General features: G+C 69.0%; 19 protein-coding genes and 1 tRNA gene. 12 read left to right on the forward strand and 8 right to left on the reverse strand.

Annotated features, from left to right (window positions below; translation table 11 throughout):
* The first annotated feature begins 76 nt into the window (after positions 1 to 76).
* Together ACLJOU_RS03845 and ACLJOU_RS03850 are read left to right on the forward strand one after the other, a co-directional pair.
* Positions 77 to 427, forward strand: coding sequence for a YciI family protein (locus ACLJOU_RS03845; RefSeq protein ID WP_410563143.1), 351 nt, complete (start codon positions 77 to 79; stop codon positions 425 to 427).
* Complete coding sequence (locus ACLJOU_RS03850; protein WP_410563145.1) at positions 424 to 1,653, forward strand: RNA polymerase sigma factor; 1,230 nt, start codon at positions 424 to 426, stop codon at positions 1,651 to 1,653. Before ACLJOU_RS03845 ends, ACLJOU_RS03850 begins: the two co-directional genes overlap by 4 nt.
* Here ACLJOU_RS03850 and ACLJOU_RS03855 read toward each other — a convergent pair.
* Positions 1,645 to 1,715 (reverse strand) — tRNA-Gly (locus ACLJOU_RS03855). The genes ACLJOU_RS03850 and ACLJOU_RS03855 overlap by 9 nt on opposite strands.
* 111 nt (positions 1,716 to 1,826) lie before the next feature.
* On the opposite strand from ACLJOU_RS03855, the gene ACLJOU_RS03860 reads away from it, so the two are divergent.
* Together ACLJOU_RS03860 and dcd are read left to right on the forward strand one after the other, a co-directional pair.
* Positions 1,827 to 3,020 (forward strand): oxygenase MpaB family protein, encoded by a 1,194-nt coding sequence (locus ACLJOU_RS03860; protein WP_410563147.1) that lies wholly within the window; start codon positions 1,827 to 1,829, stop codon positions 3,018 to 3,020.
* 22 nt (positions 3,021 to 3,042) lie between these two features.
* Positions 3,043 to 3,624, forward strand: a complete 582-nt coding sequence (gene dcd, locus ACLJOU_RS03865) for a dCTP deaminase (RefSeq protein WP_003058109.1) — start codon at positions 3,043 to 3,045, stop codon at positions 3,622 to 3,624.
* A gap of 35 nt (positions 3,625 to 3,659) precedes the next feature.
* Here the strand turns inward: dcd and ACLJOU_RS03870 are convergent, their stop codons facing one another.
* Entirely contained in the window at positions 3,660 to 4,850 is a 1,191-nt protein-coding gene (locus ACLJOU_RS03870; protein WP_410563149.1) for an FAD-dependent oxidoreductase, read from the reverse strand.
* 73 nt (positions 4,851 to 4,923) lie between these two features.
* On the opposite strand from ACLJOU_RS03870, the gene ACLJOU_RS03875 reads away from it, so the two are divergent.
* On the forward strand, positions 4,924 to 5,391 hold the full coding sequence (locus tag ACLJOU_RS03875) for a MarR family transcriptional regulator (RefSeq protein WP_410563151.1): 468 nt from the start codon (positions 4,924 to 4,926) through the stop codon (positions 5,389 to 5,391).
* A 205-nt stretch (positions 5,392 to 5,596) separates the two neighbouring features.
* Complete coding sequence (locus ACLJOU_RS03880; RefSeq protein ID WP_410563153.1) at positions 5,597 to 6,301, forward strand: CAP domain-containing protein; 705 nt, start codon at positions 5,597 to 5,599, stop codon at positions 6,299 to 6,301.
* Between the two features lie 3 nt (positions 6,302 to 6,304).
* Here ACLJOU_RS03880 and ACLJOU_RS03885 read toward each other — a convergent pair whose 3' ends face one another.
* The 3 genes from ACLJOU_RS03885 to ACLJOU_RS03895 all read right to left on the reverse strand — a co-directional run bounded on the left by ACLJOU_RS03885 (position 6,305) and on the right by ACLJOU_RS03895 (position 10,332).
* Positions 6,305 to 7,309, reverse strand: a complete 1,005-nt coding sequence (locus ACLJOU_RS03885; protein ID WP_410563155.1) for a cation diffusion facilitator family transporter — start codon at positions 7,307 to 7,309, stop codon at positions 6,305 to 6,307.
* Positions 7,310 to 7,326: 17 nt separating this feature from the next.
* Positions 7,327 to 7,653: a DUF742 domain-containing protein gene (locus tag ACLJOU_RS03890; protein WP_410563157.1), complete on the reverse strand. Its 327-nt coding sequence runs from the start codon at positions 7,651 to 7,653 to the stop codon at positions 7,327 to 7,329.
* 465 nt (positions 7,654 to 8,118) lie between these two features.
* Entirely contained in the window at positions 8,119 to 10,332 is a 2,214-nt protein-coding gene (locus tag ACLJOU_RS03895; RefSeq protein ID WP_410563159.1) for a (Fe-S)-binding protein, read from the reverse strand.
* Positions 10,333 to 10,488: 156 nt separating this feature from the next.
* On the opposite strand from ACLJOU_RS03895, the gene ACLJOU_RS03900 reads away from it, so the two are divergent.
* A complete protein-coding gene (locus tag ACLJOU_RS03900) occupies positions 10,489 to 11,049 on the forward strand; it encodes a TetR/AcrR family transcriptional regulator (protein ID WP_410564706.1) in 561 nt (186 codons plus the stop codon).
* Between the two features lie 22 nt (positions 11,050 to 11,071).
* A complete protein-coding gene (locus tag ACLJOU_RS03905; protein WP_410563161.1) occupies positions 11,072 to 11,509 on the forward strand; it encodes a GNAT family N-acetyltransferase in 438 nt (145 codons plus the stop codon).
* Here the strand turns inward: ACLJOU_RS03905 and ACLJOU_RS03910 are convergent.
* The 3 genes from ACLJOU_RS03910 to ACLJOU_RS03920 all read right to left on the reverse strand — a co-directional run bounded on the left by ACLJOU_RS03910 (position 11,506) and on the right by ACLJOU_RS03920 (position 13,147).
* A complete protein-coding gene (locus ACLJOU_RS03910; protein ID WP_410563164.1) occupies positions 11,506 to 11,664 on the reverse strand; it encodes a DUF397 domain-containing protein in 159 nt (52 codons plus the stop codon). The genes ACLJOU_RS03905 and ACLJOU_RS03910 overlap by 4 nt on opposite strands.
* A 1-nt stretch (position 11,665) precedes the next feature.
* Entirely contained in the window at positions 11,666 to 12,505 is an 840-nt protein-coding gene (locus ACLJOU_RS03915; RefSeq protein WP_410563166.1) for a helix-turn-helix domain-containing protein, read from the reverse strand.
* Positions 12,506 to 12,613: 108 nt separating this feature from the next.
* A complete protein-coding gene (locus ACLJOU_RS03920) occupies positions 12,614 to 13,147 on the reverse strand; it encodes a YbhB/YbcL family Raf kinase inhibitor-like protein (protein ID WP_410563168.1) in 534 nt (177 codons plus the stop codon).
* Positions 13,148 to 13,352: 205 nt separating this feature from the next.
* On the opposite strand from ACLJOU_RS03920, the gene ACLJOU_RS03925 reads away from it, so the two are divergent.
* The 4 genes from ACLJOU_RS03925 (at position 13,353) to grpE (ending at position 17,196) form a co-directional block, all read left to right on the forward strand.
* Complete coding sequence (locus tag ACLJOU_RS03925) at positions 13,353 to 14,123, forward strand: DUF4097 family beta strand repeat-containing protein (protein WP_410563170.1); 771 nt, start codon at positions 13,353 to 13,355, stop codon at positions 14,121 to 14,123.
* Positions 14,124 to 14,150: 27 nt separating this feature from the next.
* Positions 14,151 to 14,384: a hypothetical protein gene (locus ACLJOU_RS03930; RefSeq protein WP_410563172.1), complete on the forward strand. Its 234-nt coding sequence runs from the start codon at positions 14,151 to 14,153 to the stop codon at positions 14,382 to 14,384.
* Between the two features lie 227 nt (positions 14,385 to 14,611).
* Positions 14,612 to 16,492, forward strand: a complete 1,881-nt coding sequence (dnaK, locus tag ACLJOU_RS03935) for a molecular chaperone DnaK (protein ID WP_410563174.1) — start codon at positions 14,612 to 14,614, stop codon at positions 16,490 to 16,492.
* The gene (gene grpE, locus ACLJOU_RS03940) at positions 16,489 to 17,196 is read left to right on the forward strand and encodes a nucleotide exchange factor GrpE (RefSeq protein ID WP_410563176.1); all 708 of its coding nucleotides are present in this window, start codon (positions 16,489 to 16,491) and stop codon (positions 17,194 to 17,196) included. Before dnaK ends, grpE begins: the two co-directional genes overlap by 4 nt.
* Positions 17,197 to 17,219 lie beyond the last annotated feature (23 nt).

Here is a 17,219-nt window from a genome sequence, read left to right on the forward strand (position 1 = left end):
CGGCGCGGCTTCGCCCGTTCGTCCTTACAGTGAGACCCGGCGATCGGCGCCGGTCAGGACCCGCGAGGAGCACCTCATGCCCAAGTACGCCGCGATCATCTACGCCACCGACATCGACCCGACCACGCCCGAGGCCACGGACATGATGAAGGACTACGACGAGTTCGGCGCGGGCGCGGCCGCGGTGATCCGCGGCGGCGCGGCGCTGTACCCGACGGCGACCGCGACGACGGTCCGCGTCACCGGCGGCAAGGGCGGCGACATCGTCACCAGCGACGGCCCGTACGCGGAGACGAAGGAAGCGCTCACCGGCTTCTACCTGCTCGAATGCGCGGATCTCGACGAAGCGGTCCAGGTCGCGGCCCGGATCCCGGGCGCCTGGGACGGCGCGATCGAGGTCCGCCCGGTCGTCGACTTCGGCAAGTGACCGGCGCCGGGGACGCGGTCGCGCGGCTGGTCCGGGACGAGGGCACCCGGGTACTGGCCACGCTGGTCCGCGTCACCGGCAGCGTCGACCTGGCCGAAGACGCGGTGCAGGACGCCGTCGTGCGCGCGCTGGAGACGTGGCCACGCGACGGCGTCCCGGCCAACCCCCGCGGCTGGCTGCTGGTCGCGGCCCGCCACCGCGCGGTGGACGTGCTCCGCCGCGAGGCGAAGCGGCTCGGGAAGGAGGTGGTCGCGATGCCGTCGGTCGACCCGTCCCCGGACCCGGTCGCGGTCCGCGACGACCTCCTGCGGCTGGTGTTCACCTGTTGCCACCCGGCGTTGTCCCTGGACGCGCAGGTGGCTTTGGCGCTTCGGACACTGGGCGGTTTGTCGACCGCGGAGGTCGCCCGCGGGTTGCTGGTCCCCGAAGCGACGATGGCGAAGCGCCTGACGCGGGCGAAGCAGAAGATCGCCGCTGCGCACATCCCGTACCGGGTGCCTTCGCCGGAGGAACTCCCGGCTCGCTTGGCCGGGGTGGCGTCAACGGTGTACTTGATCTTCAACGAGGGCTACACGGGCCGGGTCTCACTGCTCGCCGAGGGCGTCCGGTTGGCGCGCCTGCTGGTGTCCTTGATGCCGGACGAGCCAACGGCGCTGGGATTGCTGGCGTTGGTGCTGCTGCAGGACGCCCGCCGCGCGGCCCGGTTCCGTCCGGACGGCTCGCCGGTGTTGCTCGCTTCGCAGGATCGTTCGTCGTGGGACTTCGCGCTGATCAAGGAGGGCGTCGAGCTGGTGGGCCGGGGCCTGCGCCGGACGCCGACGGTCCCGAACGCGTACGTCGTCCAGGCGGCCATCGCGGCGTGCCACGACTTGGCGCCTTCGTACGCCGAGACTCCGTGGGACGCGGTGATCTCCTGGTACGACGTGCTGTTGACGGTCGCAGACACCCCGGTGGTGAGGCTGAACCGCGCGGCGGCGGTGGCGGAGCGGGACGGGCCTGCTGTGGCATTGGCCCTGGTGGACGCGTTGACGGGGCTGGATGACTACCCGTGGTGGCACGCGTCGAGGGCGGAGTTGTTGCACCGCCTGGATTCGGCGGCGGCCGTCGAGGCGCTGGTGCGGGCGGAGGAGACGGGATTGCCGGCCGCGCACGTGGCGCATTTGCGAGCCAGAATGAAAAGCGAAAACCCCGGACAGAATGCCCGGGGTTTCGGTGAGAGCGGATGACGGGAATCGAACCCGCGTATTCAGCTTGGGAAGCTGATGTTCTACCATTGAACTACATCCGCAGTGCGCCGTCAGCATACACGGCACCGTGATCCCCTTGTCCAGGACCCTCCTCCTTGACTCTCGCTCCTCAAGTGACAACACTTGTTGTCGACTGGCGGAGGTGAGCTGGCATGGACGAGCCAGAGCTGTTCCGGCAAGGCGGGTTCCGGCTGGCGCAACGGCTGTTCATCGAGGGTGACATCCGCGGCGACGAGCGTCAGGTCGCCCGGATCCGGGAGTTCGCGCAGGTGCAGGACAGGCTCGCGGACGACGTCGTCGCCTGGATGGCGCAGCAGCCCAAGGGGCAGGGCCGAGCCCTCTTCGAAGAGGCCCTGACCGACCGGTCGAAGGCGAGCGGGCCGCTCGAGGACTTCTTCGAGCAGGTCGACGCCAAGCCCTACTGGGTCGATGACGAGCGGATCGAGCGCGGTGCGAAAGCCATCACCCGGGCCGGGCTGCTGGGGCTCTTCCCGCTCGGGGACATGTCGCTGATGGGCGGCTACCTCGCCTCGCGCGCCACGAAGTCGCTGGTCGGGACCGGTGAGATCGAATACAAGGCCACGCGGCGGCTCGTCGAGACCGCCGCCTGGTGGATCGACGTCACCACGCCCGGCGCCCTCAAGCACGGTGGGAAGGGGTACGCCTCCGCGCTGCGGATCCGGCTCGTGCACGCCCACGTGCGCGCCGCCATGAACCGGCGGGACGACTGGGACTACGCCGCCTGGGACCGGCCCGTCAACCAGGTGCAGACCGCCGGGACGCTGCTGCTCTTCTCGCTCGTCTACGTCTTCGGCACGCAGCTGCTCGGTCTCCGCTACTCCGCGCGCGAACGCGGTGACATCCTGCACCTCTGGCGGTACATCGGCTGGCTCATGGGCGTCGACGACGAGCTGCTGCCCACCTCCGAAGAGGACGCCTGGCGCCTGCTGTGGCTGCTCGCCGCCACCGAATTCATCCCGGACGACGACTCCAAGCGGCTCGCGAAGGCGCTGATCGAGGCCAACGCCGCCGTCGGCGAGGGGCGTGGAGCCGTCGGGAAGGTGCTTTCGCACGTCTCCGTCGCCGTGCACTCGTCGATCAGCCGGCTCGTGCTCGGGAAGACCAACGCCGACTTCCTCGGGCTGCCCAACGACCCGGTCGCGCAGGCGGCGATCGTCGCCGTCGCGGGGGTGAACTTCGCCGCCGAGACCGTGCGGCGGTTCATCCCCGGCGCCACCGCGCTGCAGGAACGCCTCGGCGAGGCCGGGCGGCGCGGGTACGTGAAGCGGCTGGAGAAGATCTTCGCGCCCGACACCACCTACGCGCAGCACATGCGGGCGGCCTGAGCCCACCGGATAGGCTTCCGCCGTGCTGCTCAGTGACCGTGACCTCCGCAAAGAGCTCGACGCCGGCCGGCTCGGCATCGACCCCTTCGATGCCGGCATGGTCCAGCCGTCCAGCATCGACGTCCGGCTCGACCGGTTCTTCCGCGTCTTCGACAACAGCAAGTACACCCACATCGACCCGCAGCTGCAGCAGGACGAGCTCACCTCCCTGGTCGAGAAGGAGGGCGACGAGCCCTTCGTGCTGCACCCCGGCGAGTTCGTGCTCGGGTCGACGTTCGAGCTCGTCACCCTGGCCGACGACCTGGCCGGCCGGCTCGAAGGCAAGTCGTCGCTCGGCCGCCTCGGGCTGCTCACGCACTCGACCGCCGGGTTCATCGACCCCGGCTTCTCCGGGCACATCACGCTCGAGCTGTCGAACGTGGCGAACCTGCCGATCACGCTCTGGCCCGGCATGAAGATCGGCCAGCTGTGCATCTTCCGGCTCTCCAGCTCCGCCGAGCACCCGTACGGCTCCAGCGAGGCCGGGTCCCGCTACCAGGGGCAGCGCGGTCCGACCCCGAGCCGGGCGTACAAGAACTTCCACCGCGTCGACACCTGGCGGTAGTGAATCCGCCTCGGCGGGGACTTGTGCCTCGGACGCTAAGCAGCGACCTTTTCGTCCCAGTCGATGCGGTGGTTCCACATGAAGGCGTTCGGGTCCTCCTCGAACGGCTTCGCGAACGCCCGCTTGATGAAGAAATCGCGGACGACGCGCCCGACCGGGCCGATCACCTTCTGTTCGCCGTTGCGCTTGCCGGCCGCGACCACGGCCTCCACGCGCTCGCGGCGCAGCCGCTCGTACGCGGTCAGCGCGCGCTCGACGTCGGGCACGTCACGGAGGCATTTGCCCAGCGTGACGGCGTCTTCGATGGCCATCGAGGCGCCCTGGCCCGCCGCCGGTGACGTCGCGTGCGCCGCGTCGCCGATGATCACCATGCGGCCGCGGTGCCAGACCGGCACCGTCGGGAAGTCGTACGTCGGCCACGCCGGGTAGATCTCCCGCGTCGCGCGGATGATCTCGGTGGCCGGCGTCCGGTCGCGGGCCACCAGCTGCAGCAGCTCGGCGCGCAGCTTTTCGCCGGCGAGCGTGGCGAGTTCGGACGCCGTCGGTTCGGTCTTGCGGGGCGGGTTCGCGAACCACCAGACGCGGCCGTCCGAGCTGACGACGTGGCAGAAGAACACGCGCTTGCCGAACACCATGTGCAGCACGCCCGGCTCGTCGGGCAGGTCCAGTCCTTCGGCGAACCCGCCGGTGTTCAGGAGCGGGACGTACCGCGGTGCCGGCGCGTCCGGGTCGATGATCGTGCGGACCCGGGAGCGGAGGCCGTCGGCGCCGATCAGCAGGTCGCCGTCGGTGTGCGAGCCGTCGGCGAAGTCCGCTCTGACGTGCGTGCCCGGCTGGCTCGCACCGATCAGGCGCTTCCCGTACTCGATGCGGATACCGCGCCGCGCAGCCTCCTCGCGCAACGCGACGTAGAGGTCGGAGCGCAGGACGGTCCGGCTCACCGTGCCGTCCGGGAGGGCGCCGCCGGTCAGTTCGGCCAGCCGGGTGCCGTTGCTGAGGGCGATGGACATCCGCGGCGAGTCGAAGCCCAGGCCGCGGACCACGTCCTTGAGGCCCAGCGGGGCCAGCGCCTCCAGGCCGTTCACCGCCAGCGTGAGGAACGCGCCGACGCCCTCGGCGCCGCGGTCGTACGCCTCGAACAGCAGTGGTTCGTGCCCGGCTTCGTGCAGGGCGATGGCCGTGATCGTGCCCGCCACGCCGCCCCCGATGATCAGTGCCCGTGTCATGTAGTTCGTCCCCTCGAAACTCTTAGAAAGTAATTCGTTCTATCGAACTAAAGAGTGGGCTAGGGTGGTCGTCGTGTCAAGCGAGCGCGCGAAACTGGTGGAAGAGGTCCTGCTCAGGTCGCGGGAGCTGTCGACGGAGACGGTCATGTTCCACACCGCGATCGCCGAGACGCGGGGGCTGTCGGCGGTGGAGACCAAGGTCCTGGACTACCTCGCGCGGTTCGGCTCGCAGACGCCGAAGGACCTGGCGCGGCTGTCGGGCCTCGCGCCCGCGTCGGTGACGGCGATGATCGACCGGCTGGAGCGCAAGGGCATCGTCAACCGCGAGCGGCACCCCGACGACCGGCGGAAGGTCCTCATCGCCCTGGACCTGCAGTCCCTCGCGAGCGGCGTGCACCTGTGGGACCACCTCGTGAAGGGCATGCACGAGCTCTGCGACCGCTACACCGAAGAGGAACTGCGGGCGATCATCGGGTTCGTCCAGGGGGCCACTGTCCTGACCCACGAGTCCACGGCGAAGCTGACCGCCGGTGCGGACTGACCGCACTGTCCGTTGTGGACACGCACACACGCGGAAAGCGAATTCGCATCAATGGTCTGAATGGAGTAACGAGGTAGCGTCCGATTGCCTCGAATTACTTACCTGTCGCCGACGAGAAATGTGACCAGTGCGTTCGTAGGGTTCTCGTCGTAATTGTCCCGTGATACGTTCCTGCGCCGTGTCCCCCATTGGTGAACGTGCTCGCGTGGTGATGGTGTCACTCAGTGTGCTGCTCGGCGTTTTTTCCGCCGCCGCCGGCACCTGGATGGCCACCGCGGAAGGAAACACCGCCGAGCTCGGCGCCGCGGCGCTGGTCCTGCCGAACGCGCCCGCCGGTGCCGGTGCCGGCAGCGGAACCGACCTCGCCGGCGGCAAGGTCCAGACCACCACCCCCGGTCAGCCCGCCGCCCCCACGACCTCGGCCGCCGCCCCGGCGACGACGTCCAGCGCGACGCCCACGCCGACCGAGACTTCCGCCGCCCCGCAGCCGACGACGTCCGCAGCCCCGCCGCCGAGCACCAAGGCCGCGGCCCGCGTCGCGCCCTCGGCCGCGGCCCAGGTCCTTTCGCTGGTCAACGACGAGCGGGCGAAGGCCGGCTGTGACCCGCTCACCGAGGAATCGCACCTCACGAAGGCCGCGCAGGACTACAGCGACCAGATGTCGGCCGGGAACTTCTTCTCCCACACCAGCCCCGACGGCACGACGTTCGACCAGCGCATCAAGCAGGCCGGCTACCCGAAGCCGGGCGCGGAGAACATCGCGAAGGGGCAGACGTCCGCGGCGCAGGTGATGGACTCGTGGATGAACTCCGAGGGCCACCGCGCCAACATCCTGAACTGCTCGCTCAAGAAGCTCGGCGTCGGCGTCACCACCGCGGGCTGGTACTGGGTCCAGGACTTCGGCTACTAGCGGCTAGGGACTCTTGCTCCACCGCTCGGCGATGTCGCCGTACCGCGCCAGCACTGTCGCCCGCAGGTCGGGATCGGACCGCGGCACCGGCTCGATGAACACCTCGGTCACGTCGTGGAACGTCTCCGCGAGCTCGGACGCGAGCCGCACGCAGGCGCGCTCCAGGTCGGCGGCGCCTAGCGAGTCGTCGAAGTCGACGCGGGTGCAGACGAGCACCTGGTCGGTGCCCATCAGCATGGTCTGCAGGTCGACGACGGCCTCGATCTCCGGTGCGCCGGCGAGGTGCTCGCGGATCTCGCGCACCAGCCGCGGGTGGGCCTGCCGCCCGACGAGCAGGCCGCGGTTGGTCCGGCCGAGCAGGTAGGCGACGCAGGCGAGCAGCAGGCCGATGGCGATCGACGCGATGCCGTCCCAGATCTCCGAGCCGGTGAGCTGGTGCAGCCCGATGCCGCCGAACGCGAGCAGCAGGCCGATCAGCGCGGCCGAATCCTCGAACAGGACGGTCTTCGGCGTCGGGTCGTCGATCAGCCGCAGGTACGTCCCCAGTGACTGGTTCTCGGCCTTCGACTCGCGGACGACCTGGCGCACGGCCTGCACCCACGACGTGCCTTCGAGCACGAACGCCACGGCCAGCACGATGTAGCTGAGCAGGGACGTGCTCTGCGCTTCGCCGTGTCCGAACAGCGTCGAGACGCCCTCGTAGAGCGCGAACATCGCGCCCGAGGCGAAGATCGAGACGGCGGCGAGGAGCGACCAGAAGTAGCGCTCCTTGCCGTAGCCGAAGGGGTGGACGCGGTCGGCCGGGCGCGCCGAGCGTTTCAGCGCCGTCAGCAGCAGGACCTCGGTGATCGTGTCGGCCACCGAGTGTGCTGCTTCGGACAGCATCGCGCCCGAGCCGGTGATGATGCCCGCGATCAGCTTCATCACGGCGATCGCCAGGTTCACCCCACCGGCGAGCAGGACGGTCAGGGTGCTTTCGCCGCCGGAGTTGCCGGATTCCTCGCTCACCCTCGTGAGCGTAATGCTCAGAGGCGGCGCAGGCCGTGCAGAACGCGTTCCATGAGCGCCATCGCGGGACGGCCGTCGGCGCCGGTGCGGCTGTCGTGGATGGTGACGAGCCCCTGCTCGGCCATGTCGTCCAGCAGGACGCGCGCGACGCCGAGCGGCACGCTCAGCGTGGCCGCGACTTCGGCGACCGAACGCGGGTGCAGGCAGAGCGAGTGCACCGAGCGGAACTCCCCGGTCACCCGGGCGCCGTCCCAGTGCGCGCCGGCCCGCGTCGAAACCATCGCTTCGATCGCGAGGTGCCGCTTGGACTGCGTCCGGCCGCGCGTGAGGACGTACGGGCGCACGAGGGTGCGCTGGATGGGGACGTAGTCCGAGATGGGCCTGTCCGAGATGGGTCTGTCCGAGACGGGCCTGTCCGAGGCGGGCCTGTCGACGGGTATGGGGTGGAGAGCGTGTCGGCCGGTCGTCGTGGTCCGCCGGTCCTCGGCCATCCGTGCCGCCCCCTGATTCCGTGATCGACAATAGTGCCCTCGCTGGCAACGGCGGCGGCGAGGAAAGGCCAGGATACGCCGCTTGTCCAGGGTTCAGGCCGTCGTTTCTCCTTAACCTGATGGGCCATTTCAGTGATTATCATGAACATTTTTCAAGAAAACGATTACTGCGACGAATCCCCAGCTAGCGCGCGTGTCGGACAGGACAAAGTTGTGACAACGCGTAGTGGAATGGTCACGTGCTCACCGATCTTCGTGATCACGAAAACGGCCCCGGTCAGCAGGGCTGACCGGGGCCGTGCGTTCTCCGGAAATGTGTCACTCCTCCGCGAGTGACGGCGCTCCGAGGGCGATCGGTTTCGGTTCCGGCTTGCGCTTGACCGACTCCAGCAGCATCTGCGCGACGTCGACGATCTCGACCTTCTCGCTCGCGGCACCGTCGCTCTGGCGGGCGGTGAGGCCGTCGTTCAGCATCACCTTGCAGAACGGGCAGCCGGTGGCGATCTTCGACGGCGCGGTGCCGAGCGCCTCGTCGACGCGCTCGATGTTGATCCGCTTGCCGATCTTCTCTTCCATCCACATCCGCGCGCCGCCGGCGCCGCAGCACATCGACTTGTCGCCGTGCCGCGGCATCTCGCGTAGCCGCGCGCCGGTCGCGCCGACCAGTTCACGCGGCGCTTCGTACACCTTGTTGTGGCGGCCGAGGTAGCACGGGTCGTGGTAGGTGACGTCCTCGGCGACCGGCGCCACCGGCACCAGCTGCTTCTCCCGCACCAGGCGGTTCAGCAGCTGCGTGTGGTGCACGACGTCGAACTGGCCGCCCAGCTCCGGGTACTCGTTGGCGAGGGTGTTGAAGCAGTGCGCGCAGGTCACGACGACCTTGCGGGCCTTGCGCTCGCGGCCCTCGAACACCGAGTTCAGCACCTCGACGTTCTGCTGGGCCAGCATCTGGAACAGGAACTCGTTGCCCGCGCGGCGGGCCGGGTCGCCGGTGCAGGACTCCTCCGAGCCGAGCACGGTGTACTTGACGCCCGCCATGTGCAGCAGTTCCGCGACCGCCCGGGTCGTCTTCTTCGCCCGGTCCTCGAACGCGCCGGCGCAGCCGACCCAGAACAGGTATTCGGCGTCGCCCAAGTCGCCGTCGAACACCGGCACCTCGAAGTCCAGGTCCTCGGTCCAGGCGAGCCGGTCCTTGGCGTTCTGGCCCCACGGGTTGCCCTTGTTCTCCAGGTTCTTGAACATGCCGTTCAGCTCGCTGGGGAACGCCGACTCGATCATCACCTGGTAGCGGCGCATGTCGACGATGTGGTCGACGTGCTCGATGTCCACCGGGCACTGCTCGACGCAGGCGCCACAGCTGGTGCAGGACCACAGGACGTCGGGGTCGATGACGCCGCCGTCGTCGCCCACCAGGGCCTTCTGCGACTCGGCGATCGCGAGGACGTCGATCCCGGCGTACATGTTGTCGCCGGACAGGCCGACCTCGTCGCCCGCCATGTCCCGCTTGCCGCCGGCCATCAGGTACGGCGCCTTCGCGTAGGCGTGGTCACGCAGCTGCGTGATGACCAGCTTCGGCGACAGCGGCTTGCCCGTGTTCCACGCGGGGCACTGCTCCTGGCAGCGGCCGCACTCGGTGCAGGTGGAGAAGTCCAGCCAGCCCTTCCAGCTGAAGTCCTCGATCTTGCCGACGCCGAAGGTGTCCTCGTCGGGGTCGGCTTCCTCGAGGTCGAGGACCTTGCCGCCGCTCATCATCGGCTTGAGCGCGCCCAGTGCGACGCCGCCGTCGTCCTCGCGCTTGAAGTAGATGTTGAAGAACGCGCTGAACCGGTGCCACGCGATGCCCATGGTCATGGTGCGGGCGACGACGATCAGCCAGACCGTGGCGCTCATCAGCTTGACGAACGCGAAGACCGTCACCAGGTTCGGGCTGGGCGGCAGCAGTTGGCCGATCGGGTTCGAGACGAAGGACGCCCACATCGGGCCTTCGTGGGTGTTCAGCGCGGACTTCGCGGCGCGGACGCCGATGATCCCGATGCCCTCGATCAGGACGACGGCCTCGACGAAGTACGCCCACTTGAAGTTGGAGCCGGCGAAGCGCGACTGGCGGTCGGCCCGGCGCGGGTGGTTGCGCTGCCGGATCGCCATCAGCACCAGGACGCCGACGATCGTGCCGAGCCCGAGCAGCTCCATGAGCAGCTGGAACGGCGGGAAGTCGTCGAGGTACGGCCAGCCCCACGTCGGGACGAAGACCTCGCCGTAGGCCTCGAACAGGGCCAGCGAGCCGATCAGGAAGCCCCACATGACCAGCCAGTGGGCCGGGCCGACGCTGCGCTTGCGGTTCATCCGCGTGTGCGCGGCGAACTCCTTGATCAGCGTCTTCATGCGCGGCAGGAACGGCCCGTTGCGCGTCGAGTCGGGCTGGCCGAGGCGGATCACCCGTACGAAACGGGCGATCGTCGCGGCGAACATGCCCCAGGCGACGAGGCCGAGCACGACGGAGATCCCGCCGAGCGTCAGTTGCAGAGCGCCCATCGTTCGGGTGCCTTTCGTCCGGGAAAAACTGTGGTGGTGCCGGGAGACTAACCTTCCTTACTGATGAGTAACCCGTTGAGTGGCCTTAAGTCCCACCGATGTGGTGTACGTCGCTCTTTGTTTTGGGACGATCGTTCAGGTAGTTTTCACCCTATGGTGAAGCTCCAAGTCGACGGCCGGAAGGCGCGCGGCGACAAGCGGCGGGCCGAACTCATCGAGGCCACGCTGCGCATCATCGAGCGCGACGGCGTCGCGGGCGTCACCCACCGGACGGTCGCGGCCGAGGCCGGCGTGCCCACGACGTCGACGACCTACCACTTCTCCTCGCTGGACGACCTCCTGATCGCGACCCTCATCTCGTGCGCCCGCGACATGGCGACCGAGGTCTACTGGATGATCGACCGCGCCCGCTCCCGCGGCTCACGCGGAGCCGAGGAGGTCGCGGGCCTGCTCGCCGAGGCGCTGGGGCCGCGGCGCGGGCGGACGATGGCGGAGTACGAGCTGTACCTCCTGGCCGCGCGCAAGCCGGAGCTGCGGCCGGCCGCCCGGCGCTGGCTCGACGTCCTGACGTCGATGGTCCGCCACGACGACGAAGTGTCCTTCCGGGTGTTCCTCGCGGGCATCGACGGGCTGCTCATCCAAGGCCTGATCGACGACGAGCCGCCGTCGGCCGAGGAGCTGCGCCCGGTGGTGGACTACCTGCTGAAACCGCGTTGACGGCTGCCTTAGGTTTCGGATCATGCGGACTTTTGGCGACTACGAACTCGACGACGACCGCGCGCGGCTGGACCTCGACCTCGTGTGGAAGTTCCTCTCCACCGAGGCCTACTGGGGCCGCTGGCGCACGCGTGAACAGGTCGAAGCCGCGATCGCCGGTTCGTGGCGGATCGTCGGCGCCTACCGCGGCGGTTCGATGGTGGGCTTCGCCCGCGCCTTCTCGGACGGTGTCTCGTCCGCCTACCTCGCGGACGTCTTCGTGGTCGACTCCGCCCGCGGCAGCGGTCTCGGCAAGGAGATCGTGCGGGAGATGATCGACAACGGTCCCGGCGCGCAGTTCCGCTGGATGCTCCACACCGCCGACGCGCACGGCCTGTACCGGCAGTTCGGCTTCGCCGAGCACACTCGCGGGCACTACCTGGAGCGCGAAGGACCCAACTCGGCGAACTTCGTCGGCTAACGCAGGTCAGTGAGCAGGGCGTCCCACGATCGGGTGGTGATCTCGAGCGTTCCGCCTGGGCGGTCCTTCGTGTCGCGGATCCGCACCACCTGGGCGAGGGCCACCTCGACGCACTCGGCCTCTTGCCCGCTGTAGGTCGACTTCCGCCAGGTCACGTCAGGCCTCCAGTTCGGCGATCACCCCCTCGATGAACGCGCGCGATGCGTCCACGTCCAGGGCGAGGGATGCCATGGTCTTCGCGGCAGACTTGTAGTCCGCCACCTGATCCTCATCGTAGATGTAGGCGCTCCCGCGATGCTGGTCCAAGAAGACGATGGCGGGCAGGTCGGCGTACTCGAAAACGCTGAAGGAACCGTTGAGCCCGGGATGGAAGTCGCCGCCGGACGGCACCACCCGGACCGCGAGCCGCCGCGGAAGGTCGACGAGGTGACGGAGCTGGCTCACCAGCGTCTCCGTGCCGCCGATCTGCTGCCGGAGCGCGACCTCGCCGAGCACGATCGAGCATTCCGGCGCGCGGTGCTCGCGCAGGGCCGCCTGTCGGACCATGCGCACCCGCAACCGCTGCTCGACCAGCTGTGGGGGAGAACCGCCGTAGGACAGGATCGCCCGGGCGTAGTCGGGCGTCTGCAGCAGGCCGTGCACCAGCATCGGCTGCCAGCTGAAGATCGCGGCCGCGGTGCGCTCGTACTCGGCCAGTGTCGTCAGGATCGCGGGCGCGTCCGGCATCTCCTTCTCGGCCCAGTTCGGCTCGCGGGCCGTGCGGACCAGCTCGAAGAGCCGGGCGCGTTCCGCGGCAGGCACCCGGAGCTGACCGAGCAGGACCGCGACGTCCTCGATCCGCGGCACCCGCAGGCCGAGCTCCCAATTGGACAGTTCGGCCGCGTGCACGCCGGTGGCGCGGGCCAGCTCGCGCAGCCCGTACCCGCGTGCCTTCCGCGCTTTCCGCAGTCCGAACCCCAGCGCTCTCGACCGGGGTGTCGCTATCGGTGGTGGCATGACCGCAGTGTGTCAGCGGAGTCCGGCAGAACCGGGCCCGGCTCCGTTGCCGATCGGCAACGGAGCCGGGCCCCGAAAAACGCGGAAACGCCGAAAACGCCGGAGAACTCAGCCCTTGTTCTCGTACACCGGTGTGAGGACCGCGCGGGCCAGCGTGTGCCCGAACATGTTGAAGCCGAGGAACGCCGGCGTCGCGTCTTCCGGCACGTCGAGCTGGTCGACGTCGAGAGCGTGCACCGCGAAGTAGTAGCGGTGCGGGCCGTGCCCGGGCGGGGGCGCCGCGCCGAGGAACTGCTTGACCCCGCCGTCGCCCTTCAGCGTCACCGCGCCTTCCGGGAGTCCGGAGCCGTCTCCCGCCCCGGACGCCAGCTCCGTCACCGAAACCGGGACGTTGAACACCGCCCAGTGCCAGAACCCGCTGCCGGTCGGGGCGTCCGGGTCGTAGCAGGTGATCGCGAAGCTCTTCGTCTCCGCCGGGAAGCCTTCCCACGCCAGGTGCGGCGACCGGTCCTCGCCGCCGGCGCCGAAGATGCCGGACAAGTGGGGCGTGGCCAGGGTTTCGCCGTCGGCGACGTCGTTGCTGCGGAGGGTGAAGGACGGCACGTCGGGCAGGGATTCGTACGGGCCGGGTGCTTGCGGCATGGATCCTCCTGATCATGGAACTGGAGACTTTCGCCAGGCTAGGCCCCGTGCCCCGCCCGCGCGTCTCAGGGAGGGATCTCAGGGTCTTTCGGGGGGTTACCCCCATGTACGGCCCGTGCACCCGGCCATAACGTTTCTCGCGCAGAGTAAACACCGCGCAGGGGAAACACCGCGCAGAGGAAACACACTGAGGGGACCAACGAGCATGGCGCGCCCGCTTCTGGCTGTGGGAGGCATCGTCCTGATCGGCGTCGGCCTGGCGACCGCGTTCGGGTGGGGCTGGGGTTCGGACTTCCGGAACACCGACACCCTCTCGCAGACCATCCGAAGCGTGAAGCTGGAGGCCGACTCGGGATCGGTGAAGATCCGCGCCGGCTCCGGGCCGTCGACGGTGCGCCAGGAGGTCGGCTACCACTGGCGCAGCAAGCCGACCGGGCCGTTCTACCGCGTCGAGGGCGATCAGCTGGTGCTCGGCTCGTGCGGGATGAACTGCACGGTGGACTTCGAGGTCGTCGTGCCCGCGGGCGTGCCGGTCACGGGGGACATCGACTCCGGCGGGCTGGACGTCGCCGGGGCGTCGAGTGTGGACGTGCACGTCGATTCCGGGCACGCGCGGGTCGAGGACGTGACGGGCGCGGTGAAGCTGCGGATGGACAGCGGCTCGATCGACCTGGCCGACGTCGGGCCGGTCCAGGTGCAGAGCGAGTCCGGTGGCATCACCGGCAGCGAGGTGCACGGGCCGGTCGACGTGACGTCGTCCAGCGGCAGTGTCGAGTTCACGCTGGTGCAGGCGAACGACGTCAAGGTGCACGCGGAGAGCGGCAGCATCGCCCTGACCGTGCCGAGTGGGCCGTACCGCATCGAGGGCGGCAGCGACAGCGGGCGCCGCGACATCGCCGTCCAGACCGACGGTTCGGCCCAGCACCTGCTGGACCTGACGACCGAAAGCGGCAGCGTCACGGTCCGCGCGGCCTGACTTTCACTTACTACGGGGGCATTTCCGATGGGCAGGATCGAACGGCGCGTGCTGGTGGCCGCGCTGCTGGGGGCGGTCGCGATGTTCGGGGCCGTGGGTTTCACGCGGGGGGAACCGGCGGAGAGCCCGGCGCAGGGGGTACCCGTCGCCGTGGATTCCCACTACCGCGTGACTTCCTGGGTGGGTACGTCGGCGGAAGTCGTCGCGCAGCCGGGAACTCCGGATTTCTTCTTCTCTTCCTGGACCGGCCGCCGCTCCTGAAGCGCAGGTGAGCGGCGTCACACCCCATCAGCGCCGGATCGATCGGCGGACCCGGGAACAAGAACCCGGATCCCCTCGTTAGGCTGGGTACAGAGGTTGAGCGCAGTCGACTCAAGTCCGGCTTGACGGAGTGCGCGAAGGCCGGATAGAACTTGACAGGGCCTCGCTCAAGGCGGGAACGAACCTGCAGGTCACGAACATAGCAGCCGTACACAGGAGGAAGCACCATGGCGCGAGCGGTCGGCATCGACCTCGGCACGACCAACTCGGTCGTCGCCGTCCTTGAGGGCGGCGAGCCGACGGTCATCGCCAACTCGGAAGGCTCCCGGACCACCCCTTCGATCGTCGCCTTCGCCAAGAACGGCGAAGTGCTGACCGGCCAGCCGGCGAAGAATCAGGCCGTCACGAACGTCGACCGGACGATCCGGTCCGTGAAGCGGCACATCGGCACCGACTGGAAGACCGAGATCGACGGGAAGAACTACACCTCCCAGGAAATCAGCGCGCGCGTGCTGATGAAGCTGAAGCGCGACGCCGAGGCGTACCTGGGTGAGACGATCACCGACGCGGTCATCACCGTCCCGGCGTACTTCGAGGACGCCCAGCGGCAGGCCACCAAGGAAGCCGGCCAGATCGCCGGCCTCAACGTGCTCCGCATCGTCAACGAGCCGACCGCCGCCGCGCTGGCGTACGGCCTGGACAAGGACGAGAAGGAGCAGACCATCCTGGTCTTCGACCTCGGTGGTGGCACCTTCGACGTCTCGCTGCTGGAGATCGGCGAGGGCGTCGTCGAGGTCCGCGCCACCTCCGGTGACAACCACCTCGGTGGTGACGACTGGGACGAGCGCATCGTCAAGTGGCTGGTCGACAAGTTCAAGGCCACGAACGGCATCGACCTGACCAAGGACAAGATGGCGCTGCAGCGCATCCGCGAGGCGGCGGAGAAGGCGAAGATCGAGCTGTCCAGCTCGAACTCGGCCAGCATCAACCTGCCGTACATCACCGTGGACGCGGATAAGAACCCGCTGTTCCTCGACGAGACGCTCTCGCGCGCCGAGTTCCAGAAGATCACCGCGGACCTGCTCGAGCGCACCCGGAACCCGTTCAACAACGTCATCCGGGACGCGGGCATCGCCGTCGGCGACATCGACCACGTCGTGCTCGTCGGTGGTTCCACCCGCATGCCGGCCGTGTCGGACCTGGTCAAGGAGCTGACCGGCGGCCGCGAGCCGAACAAGGGCGTGAACCCGGACGAGGTCGTCGCGGTCGGCGCCGCCCTGCAGGCCGGTGTGCTGAAGGGCGAGGTCAAGGACGTCCTGCTGCTGGACGTCACGCCGCTGTCGCTCGGCATCGAGACCAAGGGTGGCGTCTTCACCAAGCTCATCGAGCGCAACACCACGATCCCGACCAAGCGCTCGGAGATCTTCTCCACCGCGGACGACAACCAGCCGTCGGTGCAGATCCAGGTGTTCCAGGGTGAGCGCGAGATCGCCGCGCACAACAAGAAGCTCGGCATGTTCGAGCTGACCGGTCTCCCGCCGGCCCCGCGTGGCGTGCCGCAGATCGAGGTCACCTTCGACATCGACGCCAACGGCATCGTGCACGTGACCGCGAAGGACCTGGGCACGAACAAGGAACAGTCGATGACGATCACCGGTGGCTCCGCGCTGCCGAAGGACGACATCGAGCGCATGGTCAAGGACGCCGAGGCCCACGCCGAGGAAGACAAGAAGCGCCGCGAGGAAGCGGAAACCCGCAACCAGGCGGAGACGCTGGTCTACCAGACCGAGAAGTTCGTCAAGGACAACGACGACAAGCTGCCCGAGGACCTCAAGGCCAAGGTCAAGTCCGCGATCGACGAGGCCAACGAGTCGCTGAAGGGCACGGACTCGACCAAGATCCGCGAGGCGATCGAGAAGCTGAACACCGCTTCGCAGGAACTGGGCACCGCCCTGTACGCCAACGCGAACGCCGACGCCGCGGCCGGTGCCGCGGGCGGCGCGGGTGCGGGTGCGGGTGCGACCGGGGACGCCGGTGCGGCCGGCGGCCAGGCCAAGGCGGATGACGTGGTGGACGCCGAAATCGTCGAAGAGGACGAGAAGAAGTGACCCACAGCTACGACGAATCCGAGAACCAGGGCCGAGGCCCCGAGGAGCCGGTGGTCGTGCGGGACCGACGTCGGGTGGACCCCCAGACCGGGCAGGTTCGCCCGCCCGGTCCGGCCCACGCGGCGCCGGAGCCGGAGGAGGCGCCCGTGGAGCATGCGGGCCCCTCGCTCGGCGACACGATCATGGACGACGCGGTGTCGGTCGTCTCCGACGTGGAGAAGGAACTGTCGGAGCGCACCGCCGACCTCCAGCGCCTGCAGGCCGAGTACGCCAACTACCGCAAGCGGGTCGAGCGTGACCGCGAGGCGGTCGTGATCGGCGCGAAGGCGACCGTGGTGAACGACCTGCTGCCGCTGCTCGACGACCTCGAGCGGGCCGAGCAGCACGGCGACCTCACCGGCGCGTTCAAGGCCGTCGGCGACAAGCTGATCAGCGGCCTGCAGCGCGCGGGCCTGGAGTCGTTCGGCACCGAGGGCGAGCCCTTCGACCCGAGCGTGCACGAAGCCGTGCAGCACAACACCTCGCCGGACGTGGCGGGCCCGACGGTCACCGTGGTCATGCGCCGCGGATACCGCTTCGGGGACCGCGTACTGCGGGCGGCGCTGGTCGGCGTGACCGACCACGAGCCCGGTGCGGCCCCGGGGGACCCGTCCGTCGGTGGCGAGCTGCCACTCGACGGCGGAGTCGATGAACAGCAGCAGTAAGAGGAACCAAGTGGGAGGAGGAG

The sequence above is a fragment of the Amycolatopsis sp. cmx-4-61 genome (assembly GCF_046548775.1).
GTDB lineage: Bacteria > Actinomycetota > Actinomycetes > Mycobacteriales > Pseudonocardiaceae > Amycolatopsis.